Below are 12,654 nucleotides of genomic sequence, written 5' to 3' on the forward strand. Positions count from 1 at the left end.
CGTGACCGTAGTCGGAACGCCCCGTCCCGCGTGATGACGGGCGCGCCGCCCGCGGTCAGCGGCGACGACCGCCCAGGATGCTGCCGAGCACGCCGCGTACGATCTCCCGCCCCACTGTCGTGCCCATGGAGCGCAGTGCGCTCTTGGCCACGGTTTCGAGCAGTGAATCGGTGCGACGCGTCGGTGCGCGCGTTTCGGCCGGCGCGCGGCGGGCAGCGGATTCCGGGCGTGGTGCGCTCGGGCCGGGACGCCAGTCGCGTGTCTCGACGTCGGGCATGCCGCGCGGTGCCGGCCGGCCTGCGGGGCTGCCGAACAGCCCGCCGAGTTCGTCCTTCATTGCTTCGGCAGCGCTGGGTTCGGGCACGTGGCTGGTCACAGTGGTTGAGCCTTCACCGCCGTCGTGCGCCTCGCGCCGCGTGGCGGTCGGCGCCGGCTTGCCGGTAAGCCGTTCATAGGCCGAGTCCCGGTCTAGCGTCTCGTCGTACACGCCGGCGACCAGCGAGCCCGCCATCACCGCGCGCCTTTCTTCCGGCGTGATCGGCCCGAGCTGCGAGCCCGGCGGCACGATCCAGCCGCGCTCGGTGATCGACGGCGTCGCATGCTCGTCGAGCAGGCTCACGAGCGCCTCGCCGATGCCGAGTTCCTGGATCGCCTTGACCGCGTCGATGCGCGGATTCGGCCGCATCGTCTCGGCGGCCGTCTTCACCGCCTTCTGGTCGCGCGGCGTGAAGGCGCGCAGCGCGTGCTGCACGCGGTTGCCGAGCTGGGCCAGCACGCTGTCGGGAATGTCGAGCGGGTTCTGCGTCACGAAGTACACGCCGACGCCCTTGGAGCGGATCAGCCGCACCACCTGCTCGACCTTGTCGACGAGCACCTTGGGCGCCTCGTCGAACAGCAGATGCGCCTCGTCGAAGAAGAAGACGATCTTCGGCTGCTCCACATCGCCCACCTCGGGCAGCCGCTCGAACAGCTCCGACAGCAGCCAGAGCAGGAAGGTCGAGTAGAGCTTGGGCGCCTGCATCAGCCTGTCGGCGGCGAGCAGATTGACCACGCCCCGGCCGCCCACGGTCTGCATCAGGTCGTCGATGTCGAGCATCGGCTCGCCGAAGAAGCGGTCGCCGCCCTGCTGCTCGACTGCGAGCAGGCCGCGCTGGATCGCGCCGATCGACGCCGCCGAGACGTTGCCGTACTCGGTCGTGTAGCTCTTCGCGTTCTCGCCAACGTGGGCGCACATCGCGCGCAGGTCCTTCATGTCGAGCAGCAGCAGGCCTTCGTCGTCGGCGATCCTGAACACGAGGTTGAGCACGCCGGTCTGGGTCTCGTTCAGGCCGAGCAGGCGGGCCAGCAGCAGCGGGCCGAGATCGGACACGGTCGCGCGCACCGGATGGCCGAGTTCGCCGTACACGTCCCAGAAGGTGACCGGGCAGGCCTCGGACGGCGGCACCTCGATGCCGCGTTCGGCGAGGCGGGCGGCCATCTTGTCGCTCGGCCGGCCGGGGCGGGCGATGCCCGAGAGGTCGCCTTTCACGTCGGCCATGAACACCGGCACGCCTCGCGCCGAGAATTCGTGGGCGAGGCGCTGGAGCGTCACGGTCTTGCCGGTGCCGGTCGCGCCGGTGATGCAGCCGTGGCGGTTGGCGACCGACGGCAGCAGTTCGATCGAGGCGCGGGCAGTGCGGGCGACGAGGATGGGCGTGGTCATGTGGCGCGAAGGTCGGTTGGGTTGGCGAGGAGCAATCGCTTGAGGCCGGCCATGTGCGCGGAGCCCGAGGGCGCGCGGCCCGGCTGCTAAAATGAAAGGCTTTGATTCTACGAACAATTCCCCGACAGCCCGGCGCTCGCAAGCCCGCGTCGCCAGCCGCAAGGGGATACAAGCAAGGACGAGGAAGCGCCATGGCCGGACACTCCAAATGGGCCAACATCCAGCACCGCAAGGGCCGTCAGGACGAGAAGCGCGGCAAGGTCTGGACCAAGCTGATCCGCGAAATCACCGTGTCGGCCAAGGTCGGCGGCGGTGACATCACCTCCAACCCGCGTCTGCGCCTGGCCATCGACAAGGCCAAGGAACAGAACATGCCGGCCGACAACATCAAGCGCGCGATCGACCGCGGCACCGGCAACCTCGAAGGCGTGACCTACGAGGAAATCCGTTACGAAGGCTATGGCGTCGGCGGCGCCGCGCTCATGATCGACACCATGACGGACAACAAGGTCCGCACCGTCGCCGAAGTGCGCCATGCGCTGTCGCGCACCGGCGGCAACCTCGGCACCGACGGCTCGGTCAGCTTCATGTTCAAGCACTGTGGCCAGTTCCTGTTCGCGCCGGGCACGAGCGAGGACAAGGTGATGGAAGTGGCGCTCGACGCCGGCGCCGAAGACGTCATCACCGACGACGAGGGCGGCATCGAGGTGCTGAGCGCGCCGGGCGATTTCGAGGCGGTCAAGAAGGCGCTGGAAGCCGCCGGCCTCAAGGCCGAACTGGCCGAAATCACCATGAAGCCGCTCAACGAAACCCTGCTCGCCGGCGAGGACGCCGAGAAGATGCAGAAGCTGCTCGACCTGCTCGAAGACCTCGACGACGTGCAGCAGGTCTACACCACCGCCATCCTGGAAGGCTGAGCATGAAGGTTCTCGTGGTGGGTTCGGGCGGGCGCGAGCATGCGCTGGCCTGGAAACTGGCCCAGTCGCCCAAGGTGACGGTCGTGTACGTGGCGCCGGGCAACGCGGGCACCGCGCTCGACAAGCGGCTGCAGAACGTCGCGATCACCGATCACGCGACGCTCGCCGAGTTCGCGCTGGCCGAGAAGGTCGGCCTCACGGTGATCGGGCCGGATGCGGCGCTCGCCGAGGGCATCGTCGATCTGTTCCAGAGCAAGGGCCTGCGCGTGTTCGGCCCGACCAAGGCTGCCGCCGAACTCGAATGGTCGAAGGACTTTGCCAAGGGCTTCATGAAGCGCCACGGCGTGCCGACCGCCGCCTATGAAACCTTCACCGACGCGGCCGCCGCCCACGCCTACATCGATGCCCAGGGCGCGCCGATCGTCATCAAGGCCGACGGCCTGGCGGCGGGCAAGGGCGTGGTCGTGGCGATGACGCTGGCCGAGGCCCACGAGGCGGTCGACATGATCATGGTCGATGCCAAGTACGGCGCCAGCGGTTCGCGCGTGGTGATCGAGGAGTTCATGGCCGGCGAGGAGGCGAGCTTCTTCGTGCTGTGCGACGGCAAGCACATGCTGGCGATGGCCTCGGCCCAGGATCACAAGCGCCTGCTCGACGGCGACAAGGGCCCGAACACGGGCGGCATGGGCGCCTATTCGCCCGCGCCCATCGTGACGCCCGACCTGCACGCCAAGGTGATGCAGCAGGTCGTCAAGCCGACGGTCGCGGGCATGGCGGCGGAAGGCCGGCCGTTCACCGGCTTCCTGTATGTGGGGCTGATGATCGACGCGGCGGGCAATCCGCGCGTGGTCGAGTTCAACTCGCGCATGGGCGACCCGGAGACGCAGCCGATCATGGCCCGCCTCAAGAGCGACCTGCTGCCGGTGCTCGAAGCCGCCGTCGATGGCCGGCTCGACCAGGCCGAGATGGAATGGGACCGCCGCACCGCGCTGTGCGTGATCCTCGCGTCCGACGGCTATCCCGACAATCCGCGCAAGGGCGACCCGATCATGGGCATCCCGGCCGAGAGTGATGACGCCATCGTCTTCCACGCCGGCACGGCGGCGAAGGACGGCCAGATCGTGACGGCCGGCGGTCGCGTGCTCTGCGTCGTGGGTCTGGGCGACAGCGTCAAGATCGCGCAGAACAAGGCCTACGAGGCCGCCGCGCCGATCCGCTTCGCGGGCATGCAGTTCCGCACCGACATCGGCCATCGCGCCATCAAGCGGGGTTGAGCATGACGGACCACGTCGATACCGCGGCGGTCAAGCGCTACCTGCTGGGCCTTCAGGCCAGCATCGTCGAGGGGCTCGGCCGCTTCGAGACCCAGCCCTTCCTAGCTGATGAATGGCAGCGCGCCGAAGGCGGCGGTGGCCTGACCCGGCTCATTGAAGAAGGCAGCCTGCTCGAACGTGGCGGCGTGCTGTTCAGCCATGTGTCGGGCGCGAAGCTGCCGCCCTCGGCGAGCGCGCACCGGCCCGAGCTGGCCGGGCGCGGCTTCGAGGCGATGGGCGTGTCGCTCGTGCTCCATCCGCGCAGCCCGATGGTGCCGACGGTGCACATGAACGTGCGCTGCTTCGTCGCCCGCGCGCCCGAGGGCAGCGGCGAGCAGGACGTGTGGTGGTTCGGCGGCGGCATGGATCTCACGCCCTACTACGGCGTCGAGGAGGATGCGCGCCACTTCCACGCCGTCTGCCGCGATGCGCTTGCGCCCTTCGGTGCCGACCTGCATCCGCGCTTCAAGCGCTGGTGCGACGAGTACTTCTTCCTCAAGCACCGGGGCGAGGCGCGCGGCGTGGGCGGCATCTTCTTCGACGACTTCCACGAGCTCGGCTTCGAGCAGAGCTTCGCGATGCTGCGCTCGGTGGGCGATGCCTTCCTCAAGGCCTACCTGCCGATCGTCGAGCGCCGCAAGGACGATGCTTACGGCGAGACCGAGCGCGCCTGGCAGGGCTACCGCCGTGGCCGCTACGTCGAATTCAACCTCGTCTGGGACCGGGGCACGCTGTTCGGCCTGCAATCGGGCGGTCGCACCGAAAGCATCCTCGCGTCGATGCCGCCCATCGCCAACTGGCGCTACCAGTACGCGCCCGAAGCGGGCAGCCGCGAAGCCGAGCTGCTCGAACGCTTCCTCCCGCCGCGCGACTGGGTCTGAAGCCGCGCCGCTGCTGCTTATTCAGCAGCGCGGCGCCTTCATTTCCACAGGTTCCGGAAGCGCCGGAACCGGCTGCGTAGAATCCTCGGCCACTCTTCCAACAACGAGCCCGAGGACGCCGCCATGCGCTACAAGACGATCGAAGACACCATCGGCAACACGCCCCTCGTGCGCCTCCAGCGCATTCCAGGCGCGGCGATCGAGGCGCGCGGCAACATCATTCTGGGCAAGCTCGAAGGCAACAATCCGGCCGGCAGCGTCAAGGACCGTCCGGCCCTGAGCATGATTGCCCGCGCCGAGGCGCGCGGCGACATCAAGCCCGGCGACGCCCTCATCGAGGCCACCAGCGGCAACACCGGCATCGCGCTCGCGATGGCCGCCGCGATCCGTGGCTACAAGATGATCCTGATCATGCCGGAGAACCTCAGCATCGAACGCCGCCAGGCCATGGCCGCGTTCGGCGCCGAGATCGTCCTGACCCCGCGCGCCGGCGGCATGGAATACGCCCGCGACCTCGCCGACCAGATGGAAAAGGAAGGCAAGGGCAAGGTGCTCGACCAGTTCGCCAACCCCGACAACCCGGTCGCCCATTACGAGACGACCGGCCCGGAAATCTGGCGCGACACCGACGGCCGCATCACCCACTTCGTGTCGAGCATGGGCACGACCGGCACGATCAACGGCGTCAGCCGCTATCTAAAGGAAGTCAGTGCGGCGATCCAGATCGTCGGCTGCCAGCCCACCGACGGCAGCAGCATCCCGGGCATCCGCAAATGGCCGGTCGAGTACCTGCCCAAGATCCACAACCCGGCGATGGTCGACGTGATGGAGTACGTCAGCCAGAGCGACGCCGAGGACATGGTGCGCAGGCTCGCGGCGGAGGAGGGCATCTTCGCGGGCGTGTCGGCGGCGGGAGCGCTTTGCGTGGCCCTGCGAGTGGCCGAACGGGTCGAGAACGCCACCATCGTGTTTATTGTCTGCGACCGCGGCGACCGTTATTTATCGACCGGTGTTTTCCCTGCTTGAGCGACGAACGGTGGAAGCGTGACGTCCATCACGTGAGAAGCCGCTCATCCCTGACGAAAGGCCTCCGATCCGAAGCCCCTGAGATGCAAATGGCCGCTTGTCGGTCGCTGGCTACCCTCGACCGCAAACACATGATGCGGGAATGGGGATGGGACAGGCAGAACGGGGCTTTACCCTCGTTGAATTGTTGGTGGTGATGGCGATTTCGGCCATCTTGGCGGCCATTGCAGTACCGGCGTTTCAAAGCGTCATCCAGCGCAACCAAGCCGATTCTGTGGCGATGGATCTGACTGGCGCGCTCAATCTGACGCGGGAAGAAGCCATTCGTACGCGTGGCTACATGGCAATCTGCCCGCGTGGAGTCACTGCCGACGGCCTTCCCAGCGACTTTTGCAGTTCCGATGGCACGAGATCTGTCCATGACTGGAGCCATGGCTGGTTGGTGCTGAACCTGTCGGACACCGGCTCGATCACTGACTGTCCGACCTCCAGCAATACCACGGTGGTGCGTATCTACGACGCCCCCGATCCCACGGCACAGCGCATTCGCGTCACGGCCAACAGCACTTCTGGTGCCTGTGTCAAGTTCCATCCCTTGGGCTATCCAGCTCCTGGCATGAGCGGCATGACCTTCACCGTTGCCTTTCCAGTTGTCGGCAAGGTGAGTTGCCTGGTCCTTGCAGCTACCGGCCGCCTGCGGCGCGCCGACAGAACAGGGAGCGAGTGTTGAAGCCTTTTCGCCGCTCGCGCTGGGGTGCAGGTTTCTCGCTCATCGAGGTGCTTGTCACCATGGCCGTCTCTGCCGTCGCCTTGCTCGGGCTGGCCGGCATGCAGTTGCAGGGGGCACGCATGCAGACCGTCGCCGGCTACCGGGGCACGGCCGCCTTGCTGGCTTCCAATCTGGCGGATCGCATCCGGGCCAACGAAAAGGCGGGCAAGACGCTCACCGCCTATGTCTTCACGAACGCCTACAAGACGACGGCACCGGTCGATGCCGACTGCTCGGCCGATTGCACGCCGACCCAAATTGCGGAGCACGATCTCCACTCGTGGTGGATCCACGACGCTTCGGCTCAACTGCCCGACCCTTGGGTATACGTGTCCGCTAGCGACGGTGCCTATCACATCACGGTGATGTGGCGTGAGCCGGATCAGGAGGCTGGGACCCGCAGTGGCACCGCTGACGCCTTCACTTGCCCTGCGCCTGCCGTCAGTGGAGCGGCGACCGATGTCTCCATTGAGGGCGTCCGCTGCTACACGATCATGGTGTGGCCATGAAGCGCATTCGGATGAAGAAGCGGCAGGCCGGCCGCAGCCTGATCGAGCTGATGGTCGCGATGGCCGTCGGACTGGGCATGTCGATCGCCGTGTCGGCGCTCTACATGGCCTCCCGCACTTCAGGGGGCGTGAACGACAGCGTGGTTGAAGTCCGAAGCAATGGGCGGCTGGCCGTCCAATTGCTCAGCGAACAGCTACGCATGGCCGGGTACGGCCGCTATCTGAGCAGCGCAGAAGGCTCCGCGTTCAAGGGAAGCCAACGCACTGGTCAGAACAGCTCCGGCGTCGGTTATGCAGTAAACGGATGTGATGGCCAATTTGCCAATGATCAATCGGCCAGTGCCGGTTGCGGCACTCTCAGCGATATCCGTGACTCTATTGCTATCGCGCATCACGCCACTGGTACGACCGACCTCGATTGCGTTGGTGACGAAGCGGTCGCTGATACCACCAACGGAACCAGCATCGCGACCATCGTCAATACCTATTACGTGGCGATCGATCACGGTGAAACCGGTGCTGCTGACGATATCTATACCCTCTATTGCCGAGGCGGCAGCAAGGCAGCTCCGGTCATTCCAGGTGTCGAGCAATTCGAGGTCCGTTACGGCATAGATTCCGACCATGATTTTTCAATCGATCGCACGCTGACTGCTACCGAAATTCGTGAGGAGATGGCTCAGTCCAGTCCACAATTCGATTTCTCAAGGGTGCAAAGCGTCGAGTTCTGCCTGTTGCTGCGCTCGACGCGCAAGAATCCATCAAGGGACTCGGTCAATACCATGGACTGCGATGGCGCGCCGGTCACGGCTGACGGGTATTACCGCCAGCAATTCAAGGCAACCGTGATGCTTCGCAATAAGACGTATCGGCCATGAAAATTCGACGTTCCTTGGAGATATCTCGGAAGCAATCGCAAGGCATGGTCTTGATCATTACCTTGATCATGCTAACGATGCTCACGATGCTGGGTGTGATTGCACTGCGTTCAGCAACGAGCGAAGAACGAATCGCGTCCAACATTCGTGATCGGCAGCTTGTGTTCGAGTATGCCGAAAGCGGATTGCGAAAATGCCAGGATGCACTACTGGCTGGAACCTTTACGGGCACGGCAAGAGCTCGGCCCACCAGTGCTGATCCGAATTATTGGGCAGTCGCTTCCAATTGGAACGGTAATGCTGCGGTCGTGGATTACTCACCGAGTTCCCGCGAGTTCAGTGTCAAATGCATGGCTGAAAACATCTGGCTCGGTACCGGGCAAGTCGGGGGCGGGTTCTTGTTGGAATCGCGTTACGGCTATCGTGCGACAGTTCGTGCAAGCCGGTCGGATGGCGGTACCGAAGTCATGGTCCAGTCTGTCTTCCCATCGCTTTGAAACAAGCAAGATGAACATCCGTTTTTTCAGGCAAATTGCCTTCGTGTTGGTCATATGGGCTGCACATGAAGTGGCTTCGGCCACCAGCAGTATTTCTCAATTGCCATTGCTGAATTCAAGATTGCCGCCTCCGAATATCATGCTGATCATGGATGATTCGGAATCGATGATGCAGGAGTCCATGCCAGATGGATTGATAGAAGATAGTTGGCCCATGTTTCCGCAGACATACGCCACGTCCACGCGCGATACGATTTTTGCCAGCATAACTCCTCTTGTGCCGATGCGGGCTTATTACAGTGGTCGCACATTGGTTGGCTATTTTCATCAGTCGCTCAGTTTTGATGATGAGCTTTATGTTGCGCAGCGGCGCTGTGCTCAGATAAATACTATTTATTACAATCCCGAGGTCAATTACCGCCCTTGGCTAAATTCCGACGGCACTGAAATGGCAGCTGCTTCGCCAACAGCTGCTTATTGGGACCCTATGCACCCGGAATTGACCCGTGGCACGGTAAATCTGGCAGATCAGCAAAGCCTCAGGGCGTTTTGGTTCGACAGTGCGGCTGGTTCTTCCGCTATCCCCGTTGTTCGAAGTTTCTATATGGGGACGTATTACACCCTCAATTACACGATCGATTCGTCAACGGGTGCGCGGATCTATGCGGACAAGAATCTGCCTAGTTCCTACGTCCGGCATGTCATCAAGCCTGCCAACGATGATGGCTCTATTCAGACATTTGCAAAGGCAGCTGCGCGCACTGACTGTGGTGGTAGTACATGTACTTATGCTGAAGAAATGCAGAATTTTGCCAACTGGTTTCAATACTATCGAACCCGACTTCTGGTTGCGCGTGGTGCGGTAGGGGCGGCATTTGCTTCGCAATCGGAAAATCAGTTCCGTCTCGGCTATACGCAAACCAGTCACAGCTCGACTACTAGCATTGACGGAGTCGCGACTCCTCGAGTCACCATGCCGGTACGCCCTTTTGGCGGAGGCGATCGCACGGCGGTGATGCGCAGGCTTTATGCGGGAGATTTGGGTACAGATGGCTCCACTCCGCTGCTTACTACCTTGCACGCTGTCGGCAGTTATTTCAGCAGAGATGCCTCGACCGATATTGGTAGCCCCTGGCGTGCCACGCCGGGCACTGCCTCCAATGACGCCCCATTGAGTTGTCGCCGTTCTTATGCGGTGCTAATTACCGACGGCTACTGGAACGATAGTGTGAGCCTGGGGGACGTGGACAATGAGAATGGGCCTGTCATTGGGCGCAGTTCAGGGACCTCTGAGACACACTACGAGCCAATCGCTCCCTATGCCGGACCATCCAGCCAGTCCACGCTTGCCGATGTGGCGATGTACTACTGGAATCGGGACCTCCAGCCGACAATGGAAAATGCGGTGCAACCCACTACTGGAGATTCGGCGTTCTGGCAACATCTGTCGCTGTTTACTGTCGGAATGGGAGTCAACGGATCACGCGATCCGAGCAGCGATCTTGCGGCGCTCACTTGGAATGATCCATGGTCTTGGGATAGTACGAGAGGCGCGAATCTGTGGAAGATCGACGATTTGTGGCATGCGGCAGTCAATGCACGTGGGGGGTATTACAGCGCAACCAATCCCAGTGCGCTGAAAGGCCAAATGGAGTCGGTGCTGGCCGAAATTAACGATGCAAACGGTAGTACTGCCGGGTCGATTTCTGAGTCCCGAGTTTACAGCGACAGTAGCGGCATTTTCTACTCGAATTACGATCCAACTTATTGGTCCGGCGATCTTGAATACTATCGCCTGAGAAATGCGACTTCCAGTACCAATGGCAGCATGTACTGGGCGGCATCAGAGCAGTTGCCGATTCCGGATCGCCGTTCGATTTATACCAAAAATTCCACGAACAATACTGTGGAACTTTTTTGGGATAACTTGGGAGACGATCAAAAGGCGGCGCTGGGTAATGATTCGGGCGTGATTGATTATCTTCGTGGTGTTACGGAGTTTGAAGTCGGAAAGCGTCCGGTAACGGTCACTCCCACCAGTTCAAGTTATTCAAGCTATCGGTTCCGCACTCGTCGTACCGAATACCACCATACGTCTGGTATCGCGTATACCAATGTACTTGGAGATATTCTGGATAGTAGCGTGGCTCTGGTCGGAAATGGCGATGACTATGCTTATGATCTGTTGCCGTCCGGTGTTCCGGGGCAATCGACCTATCTGAGCACCCTTTCCGGCAGTTTTGCCTCCCGTCGTAAAATGATTTATATCGGCAGTAATGACGGAATGCTTCATGGTTTCGATGCCAGTGCTCAGGCAACTGACTCACATGGGAATAAGGTGGGCGGTGTCGAAAAGTTCGCTTACATGCCGAAGTCAGTGCTCGGTAATATATATGCGTATACCCAGCCTGGTTATTCACATCGAATGTTCGTCGATGGTTCTTTGGAGATTGGCGATGCCTATTTGACGATCGGAGGCACAGGGGCATGGCGCACGATTTTGTTGGGTGCAACCGGCGCCGGTGGTAAGACCATATTTGCGCTTGATGTTTCTGATCCAAGTCAGCTGGGAGCGAGTTCGGTGCTGTGGGAGAAAAGCGCCAGCGACTCGGGATATGAAGCGCTTGGCTACACGATTGCAGCCAGTCGTATTGGAGTGGTTAATACTGATCAAGGGCACAAGTGGGTTGCGCTGGTTCCAAATGGTTATGAGAGCGCTTCGCTGGGAGCTGATGCTTCGCTTTCGGCGCGAGCCCAGTTGCTGGTGTTGAATTTGGATGATGGTTCGATACTCAAGCGCATCGACACCAACAGTGGGGATGGATCGCATCCGAATGGTCTCGGGTCGATCGAGGTGCGCGTCGACGACAATCGTCGGATCATTGCCGCCTATGCTGGTGACAAGCTCGGCAATCTGTGGAAGTTTGATCTTTCAAGTCTTGATCCGGAGCAGTGGGGCGTATCGGGCGACAGACCAATTTTCACCGGTGCGGTGGTGTCGGGCAGTACTTCTACGCCGCAGCCGATTACCGCTAGGCCAGCGCTCTGGCGACTTGATGATGGACGAGTTGCTGTGGTCTTCGGTACGGGCAAGTTGTTCGAGATCGGCGATGGCTCGACCACGCAGGCGAGTACTCAGACCATTTATGCGATCGTCGATCAGGCCCGTAGCAGTAGCTTGTTGCGCAGTAATCTGGTTCCGATCAGTTCGGCTTCTGTCACGAATGCCGCCGGCAGTCTCGTGGGTGTGACGATCACGAGCGAGAAGGTTGATCTGAGTACGGCTAGCGGCTGGTATCTCGATATTGCCAATCTCCCCGGAGAGCGCGTCATTGCACAGCCGACAGCAATTGCGGGGATTGCCTACGTTACATCGTTTGCTCCGTCGTCCACTACCTGTGAATTTGGTGGGTCGTCGATTCTTTACGCAATCAATATTGCGACCGGTGGAGCTACCGATATTTCCCAGTTCACGGTGACGGATGGCCTGCAGGGGGTTTCTAATTGCTCGGACGGTAGTTGCTTAAGCGGTCTCAAGATTCTGGGGACGACCAGCGGTTTGAGTTACCTGTTCCGTCAGACCACCGACAACACTCGGGGTCTGACGGCTATTGGAGCAAGTACAGGTATGCAGCAGATCAATCAGACACTGGGTGGCAGCGTATTGTGGCGCCGTGGTAATTGGCGGGAGATTACCCAATGAGCTTTGGTCCTTCACGAGTGCGCGGGTTTACCCTCATCGAATTGATGGTCGTGGCGGTGATTCTTACGGTACTTGCCGCGATCGCCATTCCGCAGTATTCGGCTTATGTGAAACGTAGCTACCGGATTGCAGCGCGTGGCCAGTTGCTGGCGGTAGCCCAGTATCTGGAGCGGATGCGCAGCCAGAATTTCAGCTACGGCAGCAGCGTCAATGCCTATTCGAGTTATCTCTCGGGTATCAATGCCGATTCGACGGTGGCGGGTAAGTACACAATTTCGATTTCCGATCTGTCGAGCTCGACCTTCACAGTATCGGCGGCGCCAATCGAAGGAGGGCCGTCAGCGACGGATGAATGCGGAACGATGTCGATCGACCATCGTGGAAGCAAGGGCAACAGTTCCGGCAGCTACACCACCTGCTGGGCGCGCTGAACTGGCGGGCGGTTGATCCGCCTTGGGC

Annotated in this window: 11 protein-coding genes; 10 read left to right on the forward strand and 1 reads right to left on the reverse strand. The window is 61.5% G+C overall.

The features are described from left to right. Window positions 1-55: 55 nt before the first annotated feature. Window positions 56-1,702: a helicase HerA-like domain-containing protein gene (locus H566_RS0107885; RefSeq protein ID WP_028311013.1), complete on the reverse strand. Its 1,647-nt coding sequence runs from the start codon at window positions 1,700-1,702 to the stop codon at window positions 56-58. A gap of 191 nt (window positions 1,703-1,893) precedes the next feature. Between H566_RS0107885 and H566_RS0107890 the strand changes: the two genes are divergently transcribed. From H566_RS0107890 to H566_RS28160, 10 genes are all read left to right on the forward strand, one after another. Next, entirely contained in the window at window positions 1,894-2,619 is a 726-nt protein-coding gene (locus tag H566_RS0107890; protein WP_028311014.1) for a YebC/PmpR family DNA-binding transcriptional regulator, read from the forward strand. Window positions 2,620-2,621: 2 nt separating this feature from the next. Next, window positions 2,622-3,893 (forward strand): phosphoribosylamine--glycine ligase, encoded by a 1,272-nt coding sequence (gene purD, locus H566_RS0107895; protein WP_028311015.1) that lies wholly within the window; start codon window positions 2,622-2,624, stop codon window positions 3,891-3,893. Window positions 3,894-3,895: 2 nt separating this feature from the next. Continuing rightward, entirely contained in the window at window positions 3,896-4,813 is a 918-nt protein-coding gene (gene hemF, locus H566_RS0107900) for an oxygen-dependent coproporphyrinogen oxidase (protein ID WP_028311016.1), read from the forward strand. A gap of 123 nt (window positions 4,814-4,936) precedes the next feature. Beyond that, window positions 4,937-5,839: a cysteine synthase CysM gene (gene cysM, locus H566_RS0107905; RefSeq protein WP_028311017.1), complete on the forward strand. Its 903-nt coding sequence runs from the start codon at window positions 4,937-4,939 to the stop codon at window positions 5,837-5,839. A gap of 148 nt (window positions 5,840-5,987) precedes the next feature. Next, window positions 5,988-6,569, forward strand: coding sequence for a GspH/FimT family pseudopilin (locus H566_RS28145; RefSeq protein WP_169732503.1), 582 nt, complete (start codon window positions 5,988-5,990; stop codon window positions 6,567-6,569). Further along, the gene (gene pilV, locus H566_RS27350) at window positions 6,566-7,117 is read left to right on the forward strand and encodes a type IV pilus modification protein PilV (RefSeq protein WP_156924335.1); all 552 of its coding nucleotides are present in this window, start codon (window positions 6,566-6,568) and stop codon (window positions 7,115-7,117) included. The genes H566_RS28145 and pilV overlap by 4 nt, the downstream gene beginning before the upstream one ends. Continuing rightward, window positions 7,114-7,995 (forward strand): PilW family protein, encoded by an 882-nt coding sequence (locus H566_RS0107915; protein ID WP_084544875.1) that lies wholly within the window; start codon window positions 7,114-7,116, stop codon window positions 7,993-7,995. Before pilV ends, H566_RS0107915 begins: the two co-directional genes overlap by 4 nt. Window positions 7,996-8,039: 44 nt before the next feature. Continuing rightward, window positions 8,040-8,492, forward strand: coding sequence for a pilus assembly PilX family protein (locus H566_RS28150; protein WP_169732504.1), 453 nt, complete (start codon window positions 8,040-8,042; stop codon window positions 8,490-8,492). Window positions 8,493-8,502: 10 nt separating this feature from the next. Further along, complete coding sequence (locus H566_RS28155) at window positions 8,503-12,195, forward strand: pilus assembly protein (protein WP_169732505.1); 3,693 nt, start codon at window positions 8,503-8,505, stop codon at window positions 12,193-12,195. Further along, the gene (locus tag H566_RS28160) at window positions 12,192-12,626 is read left to right on the forward strand and encodes a type IV pilin protein (RefSeq protein ID WP_028311019.1); all 435 of its coding nucleotides are present in this window, start codon (window positions 12,192-12,194) and stop codon (window positions 12,624-12,626) included. The genes H566_RS28155 and H566_RS28160 overlap by 4 nt, the downstream gene beginning before the upstream one ends. Window positions 12,627-12,654 lie beyond the last annotated feature (28 nt).

The organism is Derxia gummosa DSM 723, from assembly GCF_000482785.1.
GTDB classification, from domain to species: Bacteria; Pseudomonadota; Gammaproteobacteria; order Burkholderiales; family Burkholderiaceae_E; genus Derxia; species Derxia gummosa.

Bases quoted from the DNA above. Each gene is read 5' to 3' on its own strand.
- cysM (WP_028311017.1), top strand. From the start codon at position 4,937: ATGCGCTACAAGACGATCGAAGACACCATCGGCAACACGCCCCTCGTG.
- H566_RS28150 (WP_169732504.1), top strand. From the start codon at position 8,040: ATGGTCTTGATCATTACCTTGATCATGCTAACGATGCTCACGATGCTG.
- purD (WP_028311015.1), top strand. From the start codon at position 2,622: ATGAAGGTTCTCGTGGTGGGTTCGGGCGGGCGCGAGCATGCGCTGGCC.
- H566_RS0107885 (WP_028311013.1), bottom strand. From the start codon at position 1,702: ATGACCACGCCCATCCTCGTCGCCCGCACTGCCCGCGCCTCGATCGAA.
- H566_RS0107915 (WP_084544875.1), top strand. From the start codon at position 7,114: ATGAAGCGCATTCGGATGAAGAAGCGGCAGGCCGGCCGCAGCCTGATC.
- H566_RS0107890 (WP_028311014.1), top strand. From the start codon at position 1,894: ATGGCCGGACACTCCAAATGGGCCAACATCCAGCACCGCAAGGGCCGT.
- H566_RS28160 (WP_028311019.1), top strand. From the start codon at position 12,192: ATGAGCTTTGGTCCTTCACGAGTGCGCGGGTTTACCCTCATCGAATTG.
- H566_RS28145 (WP_169732503.1), top strand. From the start codon at position 5,988: ATGGGACAGGCAGAACGGGGCTTTACCCTCGTTGAATTGTTGGTGGTG.
- hemF (WP_028311016.1), top strand. From the start codon at position 3,896: ATGACGGACCACGTCGATACCGCGGCGGTCAAGCGCTACCTGCTGGGC.
- H566_RS28155 (WP_169732505.1), top strand. From the start codon at position 8,503: ATGAACATCCGTTTTTTCAGGCAAATTGCCTTCGTGTTGGTCATATGG.